Consider the following 18,948-nt stretch of genomic DNA (forward strand, 5'->3'; position numbering starts at 1 on the left):
TTCCCATATTATCATGATGTTTATCGATGTGCAATAGGAAGAACCTGGACGAGAACGTCCAGGTTCTTTTTTGATTTTCACTGCTTGCTCTAAGCGTAATCCACCAAGATCGAATGGTGGCACACGGTCTGCAAGTCGCGCCAAGTTTGATTGATGTGCGTGTGCTGCATCGTTGCACCAAGACCCATGTAAGGAAAAAGCTGCTGCGCCACCGTGTATGCGGTTTTCGCTGCTCTCTTGCATTGCGCGCCTACCTCGCTCCATATGGCCTCGGTTAATTGTTCACCGGCTTGGTGGCGCGCCCATGAAGCTTCGATTACGTCATAGAAGAGTAGCTTTTGTTCCTCCAAGAGGCTGGCAGCCTCCTCTAGCTGTCCGTGCAAGAACATCGAGCGAGACGGATTGGTACGATCCCATATTCCCTTGTGCTTGTCTAATAGCAGCTTTACTTCATCCAAGAAATGACGGCCGATCCCGATGGCGACGGCAGCGAATGAAGCCTCGGCGAAAGGCAGGAACGGATAGCGATAGATAGGATGATTGTGGAAGGTGCTATGGGACACATCGAAAGCCAGATGTTCCGGGACGAAGGCATCCGTAACGATCGTCGTGTGGCTCGCCGTCGAGCGCAGTCCAAAGGCGTCCCAATCTTCCTCAATCCTAACCTGCTCCGGCTGCACGACGAATGCAAGGATCGATTGTTCGCCTGGCTTGCCGGGATCATCGACCGTGCACGTCGTCGTGAAGGTCGTGGCATACGGCGAGCCGCTGTTATATTTCCACGAACCGTTCAACACATAACCGCCCGCGACTTTTCGAGCGACACCCGACGGATGACCGCTTCCAGCGATGACGGCTTCCTTGCGCATGAACACCTCGGCCGAGATGGAAGCCGGGAAGCAGGAATAGAAGTAATTCCCGCCGGATCCGATCGTAATGGCCCAGCCGAAGCTTCCATTGATCCACGAGGCCTGTTCAAAGATTCGGAGAGCCTCCGGCAATGCGGTCATTGTTCCGCCGACCTCTTCCGGCAGAAATAACTTAAACAATCCGTGCTCGTATATGTACTGCAATGCACTCTCGCTAATCACGCCTGCCTTCTCCATCTCAAAGGCAGTTTCCCTTAACGTACGGACAAATTCGGAATGAAACCGTTCCATCGTCTGACACCTCTCGTATTTCTCAGATTCCGTCGAACTTATCTTACCTTCTACAAGGTAAGCCTTCACTCCTGCCATGCAAGGTGAAACGGCTTTCGCCGTCTTTGGAGGCGCAGCGCGTTTCATTCCTTTTCAAAGATCGTTCACGTCAACTCCGCATTGGTGGCGGATGCTTCATGTGGAGATCCGCCGTGCAGATGAAGCTCATAGGTCTCCTCGATGTTACGAATGCCCCAAGCCTGGTTTTCTCGCTCCGCTACCTTCTGAAAACCTGCCTTCGCATACATGCCTATAGCTGTCTTTTGGTCCTGGGTCGTTTCTAAGAATAGTTGGCGGATGTTTCTTGCTCTGCAGTAGCTGATCGCCTCGTGAAGAAGCTTCTTCCCAAGTCCAAGCCCCCTGTAATCCGGATGCAGCATAAACCACCTGAGCTGCGCTTTTCCTTCCGACTGACCGATAATCGCGATGCTGCCGACGATTTGCCCATCCGCTTCCGCTAACCAGAACCGGTCTCTGTCCGGGCTGTAGGTAAGGAGCACATCGTAAAACGTCTTACATACGTATCCTTCGAAAACATGATTATAGCCGCATTCCTGCGCATAGATCCATCCATGCATATGAATCAGCATCCCCGCGTCTCCTGGCTGCAGCTCGGATCGGATGCGGATGTCCGGCCCGGACGGATGATCCGACAGCTCTCTCTCGATGGTGCTCATGCTTGCGGCAATGCTCTTCTGGCTTCGCTCCGGCAAGCCGGCGATCATATGGCGGATCTGAACATCGGACAACGCGTTCATCGTGGACAGCGTCTCCTCTCCAAGCTTCGACAAGTACAGCAAAGACGATCGGCCATCCGCTTCGGATTGAACCCGGTAGGTTAATCCTAGTTTTTCGAATCGTTTCAGAATCCGACTTAGATAGCCTGCATCGATCTTGAGCAGGTCAATGAGCATTTTGGCCGTGCAGCGATCCGCATGGCCGATTTCATATAGCACCCGGACTTCCGATAGCGAAAAATCGCTGTCCAACAAGTGTTTATCGAGCAAGCCGAGCACATTCGTGTAAAACCGGTTAAACTTCCGGATAATTGGAATTAATGACGTTTCCAAACTCATGTTCTAGCCTCCTAAGTACCATTAACCGCGATGTTTATTTGACTTTGTCAACTATATGGCAGTGTATCAATTTTAATTGACTCAGTCAACTATGGTATTTGCAACACTTGCCAATATATGGATGAATTTTCGTTATCCCATATGGTACAATCCGATTGAATCTATATGAAGGAGGAAGTATTCCCGTACTGCAGAAGTGGAATCAATACGCTTGAGGCGGGGATTTTTGACGAGGAAATGTGAAGACCGGTCACCTGCCTAACGAAGCGTTAACCGAATGACGAAGTTGATCTGGAAGCCTAGCAAATATGAGATCAGTTTAATGCCTAAGGAGGAACAACGGTGCTGCTCAAGGGGAAGAATGCGGTCGTTTATGGCGCAGGCGGCCATATAGGGGGTGCGGTGGCCCGCGCTTTTGCACGCGAAGGGGCGAACGTCTTTCTGGCTGGACGCACGATCGAGAAGTTGGAGCTCGTAGCGGAGCATATCCGCGCTGAGGGCGGAACGGCTCAATTCGCGCAGTTAGATGCACTCGATCACGAGATGATCGAAAGTCATCTTGAATCGGTTGTGCGGCAGGTCGGCACCGTCGATATTTCATTTAATGCCACTTGGATTCGCGGCGATTTGCAAGGTACGCCGCTGCTCGAGATATCATGCGAACATTTTACGCTCCCCGTGCTGACCGGGGTTCAGACCCACTTTCTGACGTCTACGGCAGCAGCACGGCATATGGCTAGGCAACGCTCCGGCGTCATCCTTACCTTGTCCGCCTCTTCGTCCGTCTTATCTGGACGCGACCGAAGATTCCATAGGACCGGAGGATTCTCTACCGCATGCACGGCTATCGAGGGGCTCACCTACAGCCTGGCTGGCGAATTGGGTCCGCTTGGCATTCGCGTCGCATGCTTGCGATCAGACGCGATCCCGGAGACGTGGTCATCCGATGCGAGCGAAATAAAGACGTATATGGAGGATGGTACCGCCCTTGGACGTCTACCGACCTTAAACGAGCTTGCCAATGCCGCCGTCCTCGCTGCCTCCGATCGGGCTAGCGCCATTACAGGGACCGTATTGAACGTGACTTGCGGCTCTATTATGAACTGAACGGATAAGAGGTAACCGCTTCATCATGAAGGCTTGAATCAAGCCAAAAAAAGAGATGACTTCTGTTCGCACAAAAATCATCTCTTGCATGCTAAGGACTAAGTTTAGAGCAGTTCCTTGCGAAGCTGATCGCCGCTTTTCGGCGACAGATAAGCAAGCGGGATATCGAACACCGTTTTCGCGCCGACAGCCCCTTCTTTCGATAAACGGGCTGCGGCACGCGCATAAGCGGTGAGAACGCTTGCCGTAAATTCCGGATTGCTCTCCAGCTTCAGACCGAATTCGATAATCTGCTTCGTATTCTCGCCTGTAATTCCGCTGCGGATAACAAATCCGCCGTGCGGCATACCGCTGTGCTCTGCTTTTAGCTGCTCTTCCGTAATAAAGGCAACCGTCGTATCATAGTCGGCAAAATAGTTCGGCATGGTGACGATTGCCTTTTCGATCTCGGCTTTGTCTGCGCCTTCCTCGGCCACCACGTAGCAATCGCGTTTATGCTTCTCGCGCGTTTCCAGCTGCGGCGTTTCACCGGCGCGAATTCGCTCGATAACGCTTTCCACTGGAATCGTGTATTGCACCCCTGCTTTGACGCCGGGTACGCGGCGAATCGCGTCGGAGTGTCCTTGGCTGACACCTTTGCCCCAGAACGTGAAATTTTGGCCCACTGGGAGAATGGCCTCTGCCAGCATTCTGTTCATCGAGAACAGCCCCGGATCCCAACCTGTCGAGATAACGCTTACCACTCCGGCCTGAGAAGCCACAGCATCCACCGTATTAAAGAACTCTGGAATTTTGGCGTGGGTATCAAAGCTATCGACTGTATTAAACATCGATGCCATGTAAGGCGTCTGCTCCGGCAGATCCGTAGCCGATCCGCCACAAAGAATCATGACGTCGATTTGACCTTTATACGTTTCCGCAGCCGAAATATGCTCGAATCGAATCCCGTCTTCCGCCTTCATCGCGGCAGGATCCCGCCTCGTAAATACGGCGATCAGCTCCATATCTTCGTTCTGCATAATCGATTTTTTTACGCCTTGTCCGAGATTGCCGTAACCGACAATACCGATTTTCAACTTAGGAACCATTGCTTAAAACCCTCCATCGCTGCTTGGTTATTTCTCTTTCATACCTAACATAACATGTTAAGTGCAAAGAGTACATCAAAATTTTCCCATCATAATAGAAACAGCCCCATTCCATTCGGGTAGCGGGCTGCTTTAAGGCTAAATTAGTTATATTCCAAGTACGAACTTTCTCCTGTAATCATCCTGAAATTCCCTCCGACCAAGGAGCCGTCGGTCAGTCAAACGAAATAATCTTCCAACCATCGTCCATTTTGAAATAGGCCACGCTTCCGCCATCTGGCGTCGATCCGTTCAAATACCCGATGCTGCCCATCACTTCCTGCCGGCGGTAACTATTCACGAAGCTCGACGTTAACGTCAGGTTCTGAAGCGTAAGCTTGTTTTGTTTGGCGTCAAACCACGGATAGAGAGCGAGGCTGCCCGGTTGCTCGACTTCTAGCTTCGGATAGAGCGTCGTATTCAGTTTCTTGAAATCATGCGCGTTGGCATATTCAAAATACTGGCGAGTAACCTCGGCGATTTCCTTCGCATCCTCCGCGTTCAGATGAATGGAATTCTCGACCTTCATATGCTCTCCATGCGAGGAGTCGGCCGAGCTAGAAGCGGGCACGCCCGATCCGGCTGCCAGTGTCGCCGCAATTAGCGCTGAGTAAGGGATGAACATACATTCCGCCTCCATATTGGATATTCCTTCCATCCTTTACTATGCCTCAGCAGATCTTCCTTTATGCCATAGATCGTTCTAGCCGCTCAAGCTTCTTGCCGGTTGCCCGCTGCTGATCTATATCACCCTTTATAATGATTGCGCCCTCGCCATTGCGGTGAAAATATGTACAAAGGCGTGAAGGAGTGAATCGCATGATTAAGCAGTTCAGATATACGGACAAGCATCCCCTCTACCTGCGGCAAGTGGATCCGGAGGATACGGCCGGGCTCGGAGGCAAAGAAGAAATTGCCTCGGAGATGGACCGATTGAAGGAACAGCTTCAGGAACTGCAGGAGAAGCTGTATGCGAGCAAGTCCCATAGCGTGCTGATTATTTTCCAAGGAATGGACTGCAGCGGCAAGGATGGCGTGATCAAGAAAGTGCTGGCCGGGCTCAACCCGCAAGGCTTCCGCGCGGAGAGCTTCAAGAAGCCGACGGCCGAGGAGGCCTCGCATGATTTCCTTTGGCGCACCCACAGGCTGACGCCGGCCAAAGGTTTCATCACCGCCTTCAACCGTTCTTACTACGAAGAAGTGCTCATTACGCGGGTTCACGGCCAGATCGACAAGGACGAGGCCGAGCAGCGGCTCAAAGCGATTCGCAGCTTCGAGAAACATCTCACCGACAGCGGTACGCTCATCATCAAGATTTTCCTACACATCTCGGAGGAGTTTCAGCTGAGCAAAATCCAGGAACGGATGCAGAATCCCGAGAAGCTCTGGAAGTTCGACCCGTCCGACCTGGAAGAGCGCCGATATTGGGACGAATACCGCAAAGCCTATGAGGCGGCTTTCGAAGCCACTGCAAGCAAGCGCAGCCCCTGGTATATCGTCCCCGCCAACAATCGCTGGTTCCGGGATTATCTCGTCCTTCGCATCCTCGTTGCAGAGTTTAAAGACCTTAACTTAAGCTATCCCCAAGTGGATATTAATCCGGCGCTTCACGTTCCCGTTAAGGCAGTCGAGACGGTCGAGACCGAATAGATGCTCTACCGAAAAAACAAGCAGCTGATCGCTTCGATCAGCTGCTTCATTCATTTATGCTGCCTCTCCAAACGGCATTACTCGCCCCGTCCATCTGCCCCAGAATCGGCAGCTTCGCGCCAATCGAGATTCGGCCCTTTCTGCAGCTGCACCGGCATGCCGAGGGTTCTCCCTGCTGCGAGCAGCAGCTCCTTGCAGAAATAATAGCCGCGATGATAGACGATCCGGTCGCCGTCGAACTCGAATTCGCGGACATCGTGGAGCGCAAGTCCATGCTCCGCGGTCTCGGCCAATACGATGAATACTTCCCTGCCCCATAGCAGCTGCAAGGAGACCTGCAAGACCGGTCCGCGATGCCGCATGGAGCCTTCCTCCATCTGTTCTTTGGAGTATTCCTGGAAACCGGGGCGGGCGTCGTTGTGCATGCTGTCCTCGAACAACCCCAGTATGCCGTTCACATCGTCCGCTCTCAATGCTTCCAGCAACGTATCGAGCAACGGCGCGTGAACCGCTTCGCGCTTGGCTTCCTCCGCATCCTGCTGCAAGGTGCGGGACTTGCGGACATTGGCTCTAGCGCGATGCAGCGCCGCATAGACGGCACCTTCCGTTAACCGGACCATGCCGGCCACCTCGGAAGCGGAGAATCCGTACACCTCCATCAGCAGCAATACCGCAATCTGCCGCGGCGGAAGATGCTGCGCCAGCACTTCCAGCGCCTCGATCATCCGGGAAGGGTCCACCGCCGCCTCCTCGTGCAATGCTTCCCAATCGGATGGATCATAACTTTCCGTCTGAAGCCGTTTCTTGCGAAGGCCATCGATACGCGTATTCGTCGCGATGCGGAACAAGTACGACTTGATCGCGAGGGGATGCCAGATTTGAGCCAGCGTTGCAAAAGCCTTCATCAATGTCTCTTGAAACAAGTCCTCACCGTCCCAAGGCGATCCCGTCAAATAGCGGCAATAGTTCCAGAGCGCCTGGCGGTGGGGGATGACTAACTCCTCGAATTTGATCTGTAAAGCACGCGTCTCATCCATAATCGAATCATAGCCGGATTGGGGCATGGGCAGCATCCTCTCAAGGTTCTCCTTATGTAAGACGGCAGTAGCCGCGCAACTCATACGGGTGGTATAAAAAAATTTTCGAATCACATCCTAGCTATCCCCATCCTAATTCGACTTCATCGCCGCGCGATCCTGCCGCCGTTCGCCGCCCTTCAGATGAACGGCAAAAGGCCGCCGAAACCTGGGCAGCCCTCCCGTCTGACTATAAAGTATGCATTAAGCCTCCGGTTTCGCTTCCGCTTTGGCGGATGCCTCTGGCTTTGCTTCCGCTTTGGCGAATGCTTCCGGTTTAGCTTCCGCTTTGGCACTCGCTTCCGGTTTGGCCTCGGCTTTTGCTGTCGTCCGCGCTTCCGGCTTCGCTTCCGCTTTGGCGGCGCTAGCCGCACCCGGTACTACCAGCAACGCTGCGATCGCGGCAGTCAATGCCAGTTTGAATGGTTTGCTCATCGTTTTCGTCATGAGAGAGTCCCTCCATAGGTTTAACGTTCTCGAAGCGCTGTGGTTCAGCGGCTTTCGTTACCTTTATTCTGCCAGAGGTGGCGCGATCGCTGTAGTGTCCGTCGTCATCCGGCAGTCATGCCCGCTTCGCCCGGAAGTCACGGATGGTCATGAAGATGCTCATGTGACGATCGTCATGCAGCTGCCAAATTTTTGCTGCCCCCTCTATTGGACAGCTGTCTGCGAAGAGTGTAGGAGTCGAAAATCCTTGCGCCCAAATTGCGTCCATTCCTGACAACGGGGGTTTGAGCGGCCCTCCTCCTTGTTTACTTAAGCTCATAGCCCTACCCACACCAAGAATGCCACGCTAAGGAGGCAGCTCCCTCACATGAGCTCGCTATTGCGCTTCCGCCTATGGAAGCTTATCGTAACCCTGATCATCCTATCCGCGGCCATCTGCGCCGCGGTTTATGTTAAGCCCTATTCGCCTGACGCGGTTGCGGCCGCCAGCATGAACACGACGCCTGACGTGATCGTCAGCGAGCAGAAGGATTGGATATCTTTTGTGCCCGCCCATCCGAGCAGTCCCAGTATTCTGTTCTATCCCGGCAGACTTGTGAAGCCGGAGAGTTATGCTCCGCTCGCGGCAGAGCTCGCTCAATCCGGACATCCGACGTATATTATTAAAATGCCGTTCGATCTGGCTATTCTCGGCATCGATGAGGCCTTAAAGGTGATTGACGCGCATCCGGAAGAGCAATTCGTGATCGGCGGGCACGCGCTAGGCGGCGTGATGGCCGCCCGCTTCGCTTCGAAGCATCGCGAGCTGGTGGAAGGCGTCTTTTTCCTCGCCGCCTATCCCGATGCCCAAGCAGATCTGGTCGGAACCGGCCTGCCCGTACTCTCTCTCCTCGGCACGAAGGACGGCAAGGTGGATCCGTTAGCCTATAAGCGGGCAAGCCGCTATCTGCCTGCCCCGCTTACCCGCTACAAAGAGATCGCGGGCGGCAACCATGCGCAATTCGGCAGCTACGGCAAGCAGGACGGCGATGGCAGGGCCGCGATATCCGCGGAAGAACAGCGGCGTAAGACCGTGGAAGCGATGACGAGCTGGATCGAGGCTGCAGTAGAATAAGACATGAGCATCTTCCGAAGGGAGGTGCTTTTTTGCATGCTTACTGGCGTAGGTTAATTCCCAAGATAAGACTCATCTGCTAATCAGCTGCATACGAACAAGACCATGACTCGCAGCCATGGTCTTGTTTTTTTGCACTATCGCCGTGCATCAACCTTGCTTATATTCGCGCTCCAACCGCTCCTTGAGCGCATCGTTGCTGCCTTGCATCATGAACCGGATCTCATCCCACTGCGCCGTGATGGTGCGGATCGCAGCTGTATTGTCTTCCTGCGCCAAGCGGCTGATGTCCTCCATCAGCGTCAGCAGGAGCGCTTCCTTCGCATTCACGAAGCTGGCCTCCACATTGGAGGTAGCCCGGTACTGCTCATAGAACCGTTTGAACCGCTCGATCGCGGTTTCGTTCGTGATTCCAGTTGCCGTGACCATTTCTTCGCCCCCTGTCTATTCGCTTATAGCAAAAGCCGCAGGTGAACGAGCACCTGCAGCTTCATTGGACGTATCCTTACTTCTTGTTGGAGCCTGCTACTTCAGAATCCTTGTTGTTGCTTGTGTTCGGCTTTTTGCCTTTTTCCACGTCATTGTTCGGTGTCATCCTGGTTCACTCCCCCCTGCTTCATCGCATGAATGGTTCATCCAATTCATTGGATTCACAGGAAAGTTTTGCTCGAACCGCGCTCAATTATTCACGCTACCGTTATATCGCCCGCAGGATCCGAACCTGGGTGCTCGGATGCCGCAACCAGTGCTTCATCGACGAACAGGTCATTGAGCGAGCTGACCGTTCCGTCCGGCTCGACCTGATACACGTCCATTTTATCCCCGGTAATCGTCATCTCAATGCAGCAATCCCAGCAGAAATACTGCTTGGGGCCGATTTTGCCCACGTCAATCGAGCTGCAGTTAATGCACTTCAACATCATCTTCATCCTCCTTCGATCACTTATGTATGATGGCTCTCGAATCTATCATCTCTCTTCTATGTTTCTATCATTGCCCAATCTGCTAGCTGCTATACTTCAACCTCTCAGCCTATCCGTCGAGCAGCGACATCGACAGCCATACGCCCGCCACGCAGGCCAGCGATATGCCGATGACGAGAATCGGCCTGAAGATCCGCCACTTGTTCCACCAGCCCTGACGCTCCCCCTCGACCAAGAGATACACGAGCAGCAACGCTACAACCAAATCGATAACGAGTACCAGCATGCCAAGTTCCTTTCACGGAAAAATGCCGCCATCTATGTGTTTATCTACATCCTTGCACAATTGAACCGGCTTCAAACTGTCGTATTCGGCAGCATGAATGGGATTTCCTTCCGACCGGCAAATTTCGCCGCTATTTACGCTCCTTTGTTCGCCAATGATCCCCTAACGTATGATCGAATGCCATAATGCGCCTAACAACCAGCCGATGCTGATTATACGCATCGCAAAAAGAGCCATGCTTAAACATGGCTCTCCCAGCTATGCACCCGGTATTACCGATAACTCGCCGCAATCCGGCTCCCCGCCCCGAAGCTTCCGGGCCTCGGCTCGCTCGCGTACAGCTGCTTCATGACCGTCTCGATCGGCAGCGGCTCCATCGCCATATCGAGGATGCCGTACTGCTCGTTGATATGGCTGATGAACGACTTCAGCGGGAAGAGCTCGACGTCGATCTCAAGCTCCAGCTCCCGGTCATGATGGCGCTTAATCAGCGTTACGCCGGGCAGATGGAGCTCCGCGACCGGCTGCTCAGTGCTGAGCCGGACCGCCTTGCGCATCCCAAGCTGGCCGCGAAGCGCGGAGATGCTGTCGTCGAAGACGAGCTCGCCGTGATTGATGACGATGACCCGCCGGGCGAGCAGCTCGACGTCATCCAAGTCATGCGTCGTCAGAATAAACGTCACGCCCTGCTGGTTCATGCTGCGGATGAAGTCGCGAATATTCTCTTTGGCAATGACATCCAGCCCGATCGTAGGCTCGTCCAGGAATACCAGCTCCGGCCGGTGCAGCATCGCCATAATAAACTCGCATTTCATCCGTTCCCCAAGCGACAACTGGCGGGTCGGCTTGCGAATGAGCGTCGTTACGCCGAGCAGTTCGGTCAGATGGTCCAGCGTCTCCTTGTACGCCCGGTCGGGGACGCCATAGATGGCTTTGTTCATATAGAACGAATCGATCGGCGGAATGTCCCATAGGAGCTGCGACTTCTGCCCGAACACGGCGCCGATCCGCCGGACGTACTCCCTGCGGTTCTTCCACGGCGTAAAGCCGAGCGCGGTCGCTTCGCCGGAGGTCGGATGCAAGACGCCGGTAAGCATCTTCAGCGTAGTCGACTTGCCGGCTCCGTTCGGCCCGAGGAACGCGACCATGCCGCCCGTCTCGACCGTGAACGAGATGTCCTTGACGGCATGAACCTCCTTCATCGGGCGCTTGATTACATTGACCGCCATCTCCTTCAGCGTATGGCCGCGCTCATGCGTCAGATACGTTTTCGTTAATCCGCATACTTCAATCATCCTATCTCCTCTTTCTTGAAATACAAGCGTTTATAAGTTTCACTCTTATCAATCATCTTGTATTTCTCCGGAATGAAACGCGCTGCGCCTTCAAAGACGGCGAAAGCCGTTTCACCTTGCTGCGCGAGCAGGCGCTTAACCGCCCGCGCTCGTATAGCTGCGGAGCATCCGGTGCCAGAAGACCGTGCCGAGCAGCAGGAAGACCACCGCCGCCAGCGCCATAACCGCAGTGCCCCACTCCCCTTGGCCGAGCAGCGCCTGCGCCGGCACGAAGGCGATCATCCCGATCGGCAGCACGTACGTAAACAGCTGCTGGAACGCTTTGGAGAAGATCGTGCCCGGATACATGCCGAAGCTTGTTACCGCGTCGAAAATATCATAAACCCGGCTGCTCCCGACCCACCGGAACAAGAGCGCCGCCATTATGAACGAGAACGAAGCCAGGACGGCCACCGAGGCAGCGAAGAGCAGGAGGAAAATAAACCAATCCAGCGCAGCGGGAGAGGGCAGCCCGGACAGAGCAAAAGCCAGCAGCACCCCGCCGCTGACGACCCGGCCGAAATCGTCGGGATCGAATCCGCTCAGCATCGACATGAACAGCACCGGGCGCGGCTTCAAAAGCAGCAGGTCGAACGTCCCTTCCCTGACATGGACCAAGGTGCTGCCGACCATCCCGAAGAAGAACGGGAAGGCGATGCCTTTTGCCAGCGTGAACACCGCCTGGATGAGCATGGCCTCATGCAGCGTCCAACCCGGGAACGAAGCGCCGGACCGGTAGACGAGCAGCGTGATGAGCGGCACGACCAGATCGCCTGCGATGAGCATCGCCAGGCTCAGGAAGAAATGGCTGCGGTATGCCATCTGCTCGGCAAGCTTGGTCTTCATCACCGCGATGAAACAGGTAAGCAGCCCCTTCATACGCCGACCCCCGTGAACCGCTTAAGCGCCAGCCGATAGACGAGCAGCATCACGATCCACGCCGACGCGACGGCCCCAAGCTGCATCAGGACCGCTTCCCCCGCGCTTAACGTAATGCCTGCCAGCTCATATTCCCCGAGCATGACCCGCGTCGGCACATAGGTGATGAACTGGAAAGGCAGGAAGAACAGCACCTTCTGCATCGCCTCCGGGAAGAAGGAGAGCGGCACGAATACCCCTGCCGTAATGTCCTTCAGCAGCAGGATGACGCGCCGGATTCCTTCTGCCCGCACGAGCCAGAATGCCGTGAGCCCGACGCAGTAGTTGACGAGGAAATTCATCATGAAGCTGAGCGCGATCGACGCGGCAGCCAGCCACGGATGGGCCGGGATCAGATCGACCTGGAATACGAACAGGAACAACAGGCCGATCGGCACGAACTCGATCCAGAAGCCGAGCGTCCGGTGGCCCAGCTTCTGCGACAAGGCGAACAGCCAATGCGGCATCGGCCGCATGGCGAAGGTGACGAACTTGCCGGTACGTACCAGCATCTGCAAATTCCAGTCGGCGAAATCGAAGATCAAATAATGAATGACGGCGGCAATTCCGAAATAAGCGAGCATCTCATCAAGCGTTAATCCGTTGAGCGTATCGCGCCCTTCATAGACCGCCTGCCAAATAAAATATTGCACGAGATAATAGACCGGCCCGACGAGCAGCGACACCGCCATATGCGACCGGTAGGCTGCCCATTCCTTGTAGGTGGCTGCACCTACGGCGCCCATGGATCGAATGACGGACGACCTCATTCCCAGCCCGACCAGATGACGTTCTTCGTATGGAACACCGCATCTGCCTTCCAGTCATTCTTAAGCGCGGCAATGAAGACGACGACCGCTTCCTCATGCGGATCGATCATTAGCTTGCACAGGCCCGCTCCTTCATGGCCGAACACGCCTTCTTGCACGTAATTCAGCGGCTGCGGCTTCCAAGGCCCGAGCGCGTGCGCCATATCCGTGAATCGGTCGCTCCAGTGGAAGGCCGTCAGATGCGACAACGGCTGCGAAGTCATGCGCTCGACGGATTTGCGCGACAGTATGCGCACGCCTTGCCAGGTCCCTTTGTTCATCAGCATATTGCCGAAGCGGCTCAAATCCTCCAGCGTGGAATACAATCCGAAACCTCCGCGAGGCGGCATCGTCAGATGCGTATACGGATCTTTCGGATTTTTGATCCCCTTCAGCCGCTGCTCCTCATTGTCGTGCACGGTACAGACTCTGTCATGGTCGGCAGCAGGCACCGTATAGAAGGTGTCCTTAAGTCCCAGCGGCTCGATAATATGAAGACGGATGTAGTCCTCGAATTCCATGCCAGATGCCCGTGCGACGATCTCGCCGAGAACGCCGTAAGCTCCGGTCGAGTAACTCCAGCGCTCACCTGGCTCATGCAGCGGTTTGCCGGACAACATCGCCTTGATCCAGGCTGTCTTGCGCAACTTCGCGAGCTCCTCCTCGCTGCGCGATTCATCGTCATGCGCACGGTCCGGGTCGAAGGCGAACAAAACCTCCCACATGCCGGTCGGATAAGGCTCGGTATAATAACCGCCGTCCGCGTGAAGCCCTGACGTATGGGAGAGCAGATGCCAGATCTGAATCTTCTCGTAGAGCGGATGCTTGAACTCTTCGATCCATTGCGCCGCCGGCTGACGCAGGAAGATCCGTCCTTGTTCGACGAGTTGGAAGATCGCCGCTGCCGAAAACAGCTTCGAGACGGAAGCAATCCGGCGTATGGCGTCCGTCGTCATCGGTGCGTGATTATCCTCGTTATTTTTCAACCTGCCGAATGCGCTTGTCGCGAACACTTGGCCCTTGCGGGATAACATATACGAGCCCGCTTGAATGATGTCCGAATCGACGAGCCGCCTGAAATGCGCCTCCAGTGCCTGAAGCGTCTCCGTGTTGTAACGCGCTTCCTGCGGGCTGATCCGGTTCAAAGGCAGAACTTGCGTCATTATGCGCTTCACCCTTTCGGTATCCGATTACAAAGCTATCGTTCGCTCGCTTCAAGCCGCTACAGAATCCCTGACCAGACAATCGCGCGCGGCGTGACGACGGACTCGTCCGTATATCCCCGCGTGCTCGGGACGAAGAAGACGAATACGAGCTGTTCGGCAGGATCGATATAGAGACCGCTGTGACCGTAGCCTTCGTGCGAATACGTGCCGTCCGAGCTCAGATCGAACGCGGCGTCAAGCGACCAGCCAAGTCCGTGCGGAAAATCTTTGCGCTTGCTGCCCCAGCCGTTGTGTACGACGCCGTGCAGATGATTCGCCGTCTGCAGCTCCACCGCCCGCTTGGATTGGATGCGCACGCCTTCGAACGTGCCGCCTTGCAGCATCATTTGGCCGAATCGCCATAGATCGGATAGCGTGGAATACAGTCCATTGCCACCGCGCGGCGGCCTGCCCTCGAACGGGCGCGAATCGCGGACCGATTGGCCCTCCCACTCACTGACATAGCACACCTCGTCATAGAGTTCTGTCGGCACTTCGAAGCATGTGCGCGTCATGTTAAGCGGCGCCGTAATCTCGTCGATAACGTATTGCTCGAACGGCTTGCCGGACACGCGCGACACCACCTCGGCCAGCAGGACGAAGCCTGCCGAGCAGTAGATCCATTCCTTGCCGGGCTCATTCTGCAGCGGGCCTGAGAGCAGCAGCTTAATCCACTCAGTCTGTCCCCAATATTCATGATTGACCCGGGACCACCATTCATACCACGGCAGACCGTAAGGTTCCTGGTAGAATCCCGGATCGCCGCGCAGGCCCGAGGTGTGCGTCAATAGATGGGTAATCGTAATGGCGCGGTGCGTATCCGTATCGAACTCGGGTATGAAGTCGCTGACCCGCTGCGTGCTGTGCAGCAGTCCCCGGTCGATAAGCTGGTGGATTGCAACCGCCACGAACACCTTCGTTATGGAATAGACCTTCCGGACCGAATCCGGCATTAGGCTAAGACTATCGTCGGCAGGCGTTAACGCCCCCATCGTCCGATGCGCGATAACCTGGCCGTTCTTGGCGAGCAGATAACCTGCCGCCTGAATCGTCCCCTTCTCGATCAGTTCCGCATAGTGCCGGTCCAAGCGGACCAAGGCAGCCGCGTCATAACCCACTTCTTCGGGCTTGGCATCGGTAAAACCGTCATGAACCGAAAGAATCTTTGGCAAGGTAGCCCCTCCTCTACACGTTTCTGATGCGGCTTGTATGCAATTGGCGCTCTAGTGTTTTCCAGTTTAAGGTAACCACGTTAAAACTGTCTACATTAACGTTTATAGTAACTTTCTAACAATTGTGTTAATAAATATAAAGGCAGTTTGTGAACAAATCACAAAAAAGAGACCGCCTCGGAAGCTAAGCTTCTGCTGCGGTCTTACGTAAGTTCATGGCCCGGTTAACAGGCCTTGTACGGTCTGGATCAAATCTCGAATGACTCCAACTTATTTATCCGGATTATAACATTCACTGCATGAAGATTACATTAGCGAGCCTAGGGATGTCGGCTTAACTGTACCAACATATCCGATGCGATCGGGAGTTTAAGCGCTTTCCATGCTAGCAGAACCGCTCCTGCCACAGGCGAGAGGGCAGGCTCGATATACCAATAGGCCTTGTTATTGCCTGCCTTTTGGCGCCCCCTGCGCAGCTGCTGCCGATAATATCGGCTATCGACGACGCTGCCGATGAACGCGACCGAAACTTCGGATGCGTTAAAATACGCCCCCAGCAACTCCACCCCTACCTCGATCTGGTGGATCGCCCGATCACAAACCTTCTGCGCGAGCGGGCTGTGCTGCATCGCTGCCCGCGTTATGATTGGCGCAAGCTGGGCGAATCGCCGATTGCGCTCCCGCTCATCAGGGACGAAACCTTGCAGAGCAAGAGCGGACAGCTCCCGGATGGAGGCCGCGCCCCAGAACTGCAGCGTCTCCCGCACCAAAGCCTGGTCTTGCGATTCGATATTGCCAGCCAGTATCTCATAGACCGTCTCATAGGCTATCGTTCGTGCCGCGGTGGCTGCATAATGATGCAGATCATAATTGCGGATGGCTCGGCCATCCTCGTTGACCGCATAAATAATCGAGCCCGTCCCGGCAATGACGACAATACCCGGTTCCGTGAGCAGCGCGCCTGCATGGGCGACGACGGCATCATTGACATGGCGCTTCGGGCAGTCCAGTCCTTCCACTTCGGTCAGAGGCAGCACCCATTCCTTATCCGCTTCGCTATCATAACCGGCGATGCCGGCAACCAGCGCGAACACATCCGAAACCTCACTGCCCGCAAGGCGCAGCGCTTCCTCGATCGCCGAGCGCACGTTTTCCTTCGCATGGACGTCCTTGTAGATCGAGGAGGCTCCTTTCTCCACATAGGACAACACGTTCCCGTTAAGGTCCGCCGCCATGACTCTCGTATGCGTGCCTCCGCCATCAATCCCGATTACGATGCCTTCGTTATCTGTTCGTTGCTCCACTTACGCTTCCCCGCTTTCATTATCCATGCTTGTAATGGAAGAAATCTTGACTATACCCAAACTGTACCACAATTTCTAGGAAAATTATGGGATAATTACGAACGGGACAAAGATTTCCCTTAGGGAGGAATGCTAGCTATGCCATCATACACGATTCGAAAACTGCGGCCCGAAGACTATCCTTCGGTCGCCCTCATCCTCAATACGCTCTGGTCGGAGCCGACAACGGGTGAGCGCCTCCAAGAGGACGAGAATAAAATTCCGCCCGGGCAGCTCCATTACGATGAAGACGGCAAGCTGATGGGCTGGGATCGTCCCAAGTGGGTCGCCGAAGACGAGGACGGGCAGATCATCGCTTATGCGATCGTGTCGCGCGCCCCTTGGACGGAGCCCGGCGCGCTGTATCAGACGGTTGTCGTGCACCCGGGCAGACGCGGAAGCGGGATCGGCAGCGCGATGTACGGGACGATTCTCGAATGGGCCGGGTCGGTCCGAGCGTCGAAGCTGATCGATTATATGCGCGAAAGCGACGAGAATTCCCTTGCCTTTGCGGAACGCCGCGGGTATGTCAAGGAGCGCCTAACGTTCGAGTCCGTGTTGGACTTAACGGCTTTTGACGGCGGAGAGTTGGAAGCGGCAATCAGACTTGCCGAGGAAGCGGGCATTCGATTCATTACGCTGGCCGAGGAGCCGGGCGAAGAGAACGAGCGGAAGCTGCACGAGCTCTATCGTGTCGCCCATGCCGACATTCCGGGTTATACCGGGGATTACCCTTGGTTCGAGGAGTGGAAAAAATGGACCGTCGACGTGCCGAACGTACGGCCCGAGTGGATTCACATCGCCAAGGACGGCGATCGTTACGTCGGCGTCGTCACGCTGCATCAGAACGAGCAGACGAAGGCGATGTATCATGAATTTACCGGGGTCCTGCCCGAATACCGGGGCCGCCGCATCGCGCTGGCGCTGAAGCTGCTCGGCATTCGAACGGCCCGCGCCTGTCAGGTGCCTTACCTGCGGACGCACAACGATTCCATGAACGGCCCGATGCTGCGGGTCAATCGGGATCTGCTCGGGTTCCGCGCGGAACCCGGCAGCTACAAAATGGTGAAGGAACTGCAGACGGTCGATGCGTCTGCCGCCGAGTCCTTGCTTAGCTCTTAATTCGAATACCGCTCCTGCAGCAAGCGGATCGATTCGCGGATGAGCTCCCGCAGAATGTCCACGTTGATATCCGCTACTTTATTGATGTACACGCAGCCTTTTCCCGTCGTATGCTTGCCGAACTCGCTTAGCAGCCTCTCTCGCGCTTCCATATCCGGCGCGAAGTAGAGGCTGATCTTGGCTTTGCGCGGCGAGAACCCGACTAGCGCCGCATCGCCTTCGTGGCCGGAAGCATACTTGTAATGATAAGATCCGAATCCGATTATGCTCGGCCCCCACATCTTCGCCTCATAACCGGATGTCTCCGCGAACAGATCGAGCAGTTTGTATGCATCCTCCTTCTTGCCTGCATGGTCGATCTGCTCGATAAACTCCAGGACGCTATGGTCCGTTTCTTTGGTCTTCAGTTCGTACATGCCACGAAAGGTCCCCCTTCTATTGTGGTTGCGTTCGCATGCTATCACGGCTCTGCTGCACATTAATTCGCGGCGCAGCGGAGATCCTCCTTCTGCCTGGCGATATAAGAACGCAAACACCCTCGGTACATCGTCCTGAGCGCCTTGGTCTGCTCAAAATCGTACGGGGTCGTAAGCTCGGACGGTTTGGCGCTGACGGTAATCCCGTTCTCCTCCAGCATGGCGGCGACGAACTGCGTGCAGAAGTAGGCGCGCTCGCGTCTGATTCGCTTTTTCAACAGAATGCCGAACAGACCGAGCAAATTATATTTGTAACGGTGCTCATCGCGCTTGATCTCCTCGATTCGGGACTTCAACCGTTCGTAAGCATCCTTATCGACCTTGCAATAGAACACGGCGCATGTAGCCCCGTCGAACAGTTCCCCACGCACATCTTCCTTAACGAAACCGCCGATCCACGGATTCCTCGGACACTTGCGGCCGAAACTGTACACTTCCTCAAGCGATGGATCCAGCGCAATCGAAGCATGGTTCAATGGGACCTTGGTGAACAGCTTAATGAGCCTTGTGAAGATCGTCCCCGTATCGGTCAGCAGCACGTATACCTTCAAGCTCTCTTCCATA

21 protein-coding genes are annotated in these 18,948 nt (G+C 55.1%); 4 read left to right on the forward strand and 17 right to left on the reverse strand.

Going from position 1 to position 18,948, the window contains the following annotated elements; genetic code table 11:
• Window positions 1–89: 89 nt before the first annotated feature.
• Together FHS18_RS23560 and FHS18_RS23565 are read right to left on the reverse strand one after the other, a co-directional pair.
• Entirely contained in the window at window positions 90–1,160 is a 1,071-nt protein-coding gene (locus FHS18_RS23560) for an acyl-CoA dehydrogenase family protein (protein WP_183602834.1), read from the reverse strand.
• A 143-nt stretch (window positions 1,161–1,303) separates the two neighbouring features.
• Complete coding sequence (locus FHS18_RS23565) at window positions 1,304–2,275, reverse strand: bifunctional helix-turn-helix transcriptional regulator/GNAT family N-acetyltransferase (protein WP_183602835.1); 972 nt, start codon at window positions 2,273–2,275, stop codon at window positions 1,304–1,306.
• A 342-nt stretch (window positions 2,276–2,617) separates the two neighbouring features.
• On the opposite strand from FHS18_RS23565, the gene FHS18_RS23570 reads away from it, so the two are divergent.
• Window positions 2,618–3,382, forward strand: coding sequence for an SDR family oxidoreductase (locus FHS18_RS23570; protein WP_183602836.1), 765 nt, complete (start codon window positions 2,618–2,620; stop codon window positions 3,380–3,382).
• A gap of 104 nt (window positions 3,383–3,486) precedes the next feature.
• Here the strand turns inward: FHS18_RS23570 and FHS18_RS23575 are convergent, their stop codons facing one another.
• Together FHS18_RS23575 and FHS18_RS23580 are read right to left on the reverse strand one after the other, a co-directional pair.
• Entirely contained in the window at window positions 3,487–4,470 is a 984-nt protein-coding gene (locus FHS18_RS23575) for a diaminopimelate dehydrogenase (protein WP_183602837.1), read from the reverse strand.
• A 214-nt stretch (window positions 4,471–4,684) separates the two neighbouring features.
• Window positions 4,685–5,134: a hypothetical protein gene (locus FHS18_RS23580; RefSeq protein WP_183602838.1), complete on the reverse strand. Its 450-nt coding sequence runs from the start codon at window positions 5,132–5,134 to the stop codon at window positions 4,685–4,687.
• 194 nt (window positions 5,135–5,328) lie between these two features.
• Between FHS18_RS23580 and FHS18_RS23585 the strand changes: the two genes are divergently transcribed.
• Window positions 5,329–6,159: a PPK2 family polyphosphate kinase gene (locus FHS18_RS23585; protein WP_183602839.1), complete on the forward strand. Its 831-nt coding sequence runs from the start codon at window positions 5,329–5,331 to the stop codon at window positions 6,157–6,159.
• 77 nt (window positions 6,160–6,236) lie between these two features.
• Here the strand turns inward: FHS18_RS23585 and FHS18_RS23590 are convergent, their stop codons facing one another.
• Together FHS18_RS23590 and FHS18_RS23595 are read right to left on the reverse strand one after the other, a co-directional pair.
• Window positions 6,237–7,232: a sigma-70 family RNA polymerase sigma factor gene (locus FHS18_RS23590; protein ID WP_183602840.1), complete on the reverse strand. Its 996-nt coding sequence runs from the start codon at window positions 7,230–7,232 to the stop codon at window positions 6,237–6,239.
• Window positions 7,233–7,439: 207 nt separating this feature from the next.
• Window positions 7,440–7,682 (reverse strand): hypothetical protein, encoded by a 243-nt coding sequence (locus tag FHS18_RS23595; RefSeq protein ID WP_246427862.1) that lies wholly within the window; start codon window positions 7,680–7,682, stop codon window positions 7,440–7,442.
• A gap of 367 nt (window positions 7,683–8,049) precedes the next feature.
• Between FHS18_RS23595 and FHS18_RS23600 the strand changes: the two genes are divergently transcribed.
• Window positions 8,050–8,796: an alpha/beta hydrolase gene (locus FHS18_RS23600; protein ID WP_183602841.1), complete on the forward strand. Its 747-nt coding sequence runs from the start codon at window positions 8,050–8,052 to the stop codon at window positions 8,794–8,796.
• A 150-nt stretch (window positions 8,797–8,946) separates the two neighbouring features.
• On the opposite strand, the gene FHS18_RS23605 is transcribed toward FHS18_RS23600, so the two are convergent.
• The 9 genes from FHS18_RS23605 to FHS18_RS23645 form a co-directional block, all read right to left on the reverse strand.
• Window positions 8,947–9,225, reverse strand: a complete 279-nt coding sequence (locus FHS18_RS23605) for a hypothetical protein (protein WP_183602842.1) — start codon at window positions 9,223–9,225, stop codon at window positions 8,947–8,949.
• Window positions 9,226–9,482: 257 nt separating this feature from the next.
• Window positions 9,483–9,719, reverse strand: a complete 237-nt coding sequence (locus FHS18_RS23610; RefSeq protein WP_343060650.1) for a hypothetical protein — start codon at window positions 9,717–9,719, stop codon at window positions 9,483–9,485.
• Between the two features lie 109 nt (window positions 9,720–9,828).
• Window positions 9,829–10,005: a hypothetical protein gene (locus tag FHS18_RS23615; protein ID WP_183602843.1), complete on the reverse strand. Its 177-nt coding sequence runs from the start codon at window positions 10,003–10,005 to the stop codon at window positions 9,829–9,831.
• Window positions 10,006–10,277: 272 nt separating this feature from the next.
• Entirely contained in the window at window positions 10,278–11,300 is a 1,023-nt protein-coding gene (locus tag FHS18_RS23620; RefSeq protein WP_183602844.1) for an ABC transporter ATP-binding protein, read from the reverse strand.
• A gap of 135 nt (window positions 11,301–11,435) precedes the next feature.
• Complete coding sequence (locus FHS18_RS23625; protein WP_183602845.1) at window positions 11,436–12,218, reverse strand: ABC transporter permease; 783 nt, start codon at window positions 12,216–12,218, stop codon at window positions 11,436–11,438.
• Window positions 12,215–13,027, reverse strand: a complete 813-nt coding sequence (locus tag FHS18_RS23630) for an ABC transporter permease (protein WP_183602846.1) — start codon at window positions 13,025–13,027, stop codon at window positions 12,215–12,217. Before FHS18_RS23630 ends, FHS18_RS23625 begins: the two co-directional genes overlap by 4 nt.
• Window positions 13,024–14,229, reverse strand: coding sequence for a serine hydrolase domain-containing protein (locus tag FHS18_RS23635; protein ID WP_183602847.1), 1,206 nt, complete (start codon window positions 14,227–14,229; stop codon window positions 13,024–13,026). Before FHS18_RS23635 ends, FHS18_RS23630 begins: the two co-directional genes overlap by 4 nt.
• A gap of 59 nt (window positions 14,230–14,288) precedes the next feature.
• Window positions 14,289–15,443: a serine hydrolase domain-containing protein gene (locus FHS18_RS23640; RefSeq protein ID WP_183602848.1), complete on the reverse strand. Its 1,155-nt coding sequence runs from the start codon at window positions 15,441–15,443 to the stop codon at window positions 14,289–14,291.
• Window positions 15,444–15,763: 320 nt separating this feature from the next.
• Window positions 15,764–16,747 (reverse strand): BadF/BadG/BcrA/BcrD ATPase family protein, encoded by a 984-nt coding sequence (locus FHS18_RS23645; RefSeq protein ID WP_343060651.1) that lies wholly within the window; start codon window positions 16,745–16,747, stop codon window positions 15,764–15,766.
• A 138-nt stretch (window positions 16,748–16,885) separates the two neighbouring features.
• On the opposite strand from FHS18_RS23645, the gene FHS18_RS23650 reads away from it, so the two are divergent.
• Window positions 16,886–17,908 carry a GNAT family N-acetyltransferase gene (locus FHS18_RS23650; protein ID WP_183602849.1) on the forward strand — a complete coding sequence of 341 codons (1,023 nt, stop codon included), beginning with the start codon at window positions 16,886–16,888 and terminating at the stop codon, window positions 17,906–17,908.
• On the opposite strand, the gene FHS18_RS23655 is transcribed toward FHS18_RS23650, so the two are convergent.
• Together FHS18_RS23655 and FHS18_RS23660 are read right to left on the reverse strand one after the other, a co-directional pair.
• Entirely contained in the window at window positions 17,905–18,324 is a 420-nt protein-coding gene (locus FHS18_RS23655) for a DUF1801 domain-containing protein (RefSeq protein WP_183602850.1), read from the reverse strand. The genes FHS18_RS23650 and FHS18_RS23655 overlap by 4 nt on opposite strands.
• Before the next feature lie 62 nt (window positions 18,325–18,386).
• A complete protein-coding gene (locus FHS18_RS23660; RefSeq protein ID WP_183602851.1) occupies window positions 18,387–18,947 on the reverse strand; it encodes a hypothetical protein in 561 nt (186 codons plus the stop codon).
• Window position 18,948: the final 1 nt, after the last annotated feature.

The organism is Paenibacillus phyllosphaerae, assembly GCF_014192105.1.
Classification (GTDB): Bacteria; Bacillota; Bacilli; order Paenibacillales; family Paenibacillaceae; genus Paenibacillus_Z; species Paenibacillus_Z phyllosphaerae.

Excerpts from the sequence above, each read along its gene's own strand:
- FHS18_RS23575 (WP_183602837.1), bottom strand. The coding sequence starts at position 4,470 with ATGGTTCCTAAGTTGAAAATCGGTATTGTCGGTTACGGCAATCTCGGA.
- FHS18_RS23620 (WP_183602844.1), bottom strand. The coding sequence starts at position 11,300 with ATGATTGAAGTATGCGGATTAACGAAAACGTATCTGACGCATGAGCGC.
- FHS18_RS23595 (WP_246427862.1), bottom strand. The coding sequence starts at position 7,682 with ATGACGAAAACGATGAGCAAACCATTCAAACTGGCATTGACTGCCGCG.
- FHS18_RS23585 (WP_183602839.1), top strand. The coding sequence starts at position 5,329 with ATGATTAAGCAGTTCAGATATACGGACAAGCATCCCCTCTACCTGCGG.
- FHS18_RS23655 (WP_183602850.1), bottom strand. The coding sequence starts at position 18,324 with ATGTACGAACTGAAGACCAAAGAAACGGACCATAGCGTCCTGGAGTTT.
- FHS18_RS23615 (WP_183602843.1), bottom strand. The coding sequence starts at position 10,005 with ATGCTGGTACTCGTTATCGATTTGGTTGTAGCGTTGCTGCTCGTGTAT.
- FHS18_RS23635 (WP_183602847.1), bottom strand. The coding sequence starts at position 14,229 with ATGACGCAAGTTCTGCCTTTGAACCGGATCAGCCCGCAGGAAGCGCGT.
- FHS18_RS23630 (WP_183602846.1), bottom strand. The coding sequence starts at position 13,027 with ATGAGGTCGTCCGTCATTCGATCCATGGGCGCCGTAGGTGCAGCCACC.
- FHS18_RS23650 (WP_183602849.1), top strand. The coding sequence starts at position 16,886 with ATGCCATCATACACGATTCGAAAACTGCGGCCCGAAGACTATCCTTCG.
- FHS18_RS23580 (WP_183602838.1), bottom strand. The coding sequence starts at position 5,134 with ATGTTCATCCCTTACTCAGCGCTAATTGCGGCGACACTGGCAGCCGGA.
- FHS18_RS23625 (WP_183602845.1), bottom strand. The coding sequence starts at position 12,218 with ATGAAGGGGCTGCTTACCTGTTTCATCGCGGTGATGAAGACCAAGCTT.
- FHS18_RS23660 (WP_183602851.1), bottom strand. The coding sequence starts at position 18,947 with ATGGAAGAGAGCTTGAAGGTATACGTGCTGCTGACCGATACGGGGACG.
- FHS18_RS23600 (WP_183602841.1), top strand. The coding sequence starts at position 8,050 with ATGAGCTCGCTATTGCGCTTCCGCCTATGGAAGCTTATCGTAACCCTG.
- FHS18_RS23590 (WP_183602840.1), bottom strand. The coding sequence starts at position 7,232 with ATGCTGCCCATGCCCCAATCCGGCTATGATTCGATTATGGATGAGACG.
- FHS18_RS23565 (WP_183602835.1), bottom strand. The coding sequence starts at position 2,275 with ATGAGTTTGGAAACGTCATTAATTCCAATTATCCGGAAGTTTAACCGG.
- FHS18_RS23605 (WP_183602842.1), bottom strand. The coding sequence starts at position 9,225 with ATGGTCACGGCAACTGGAATCACGAACGAAACCGCGATCGAGCGGTTC.
- FHS18_RS23610 (WP_343060650.1), bottom strand. The coding sequence starts at position 9,719 with ATGATGTTGAAGTGCATTAACTGCAGCTCGATTGACGTGGGCAAAATC.
- FHS18_RS23560 (WP_183602834.1), bottom strand. The coding sequence starts at position 1,160 with ATGGAACGGTTTCATTCCGAATTTGTCCGTACGTTAAGGGAAACTGCC.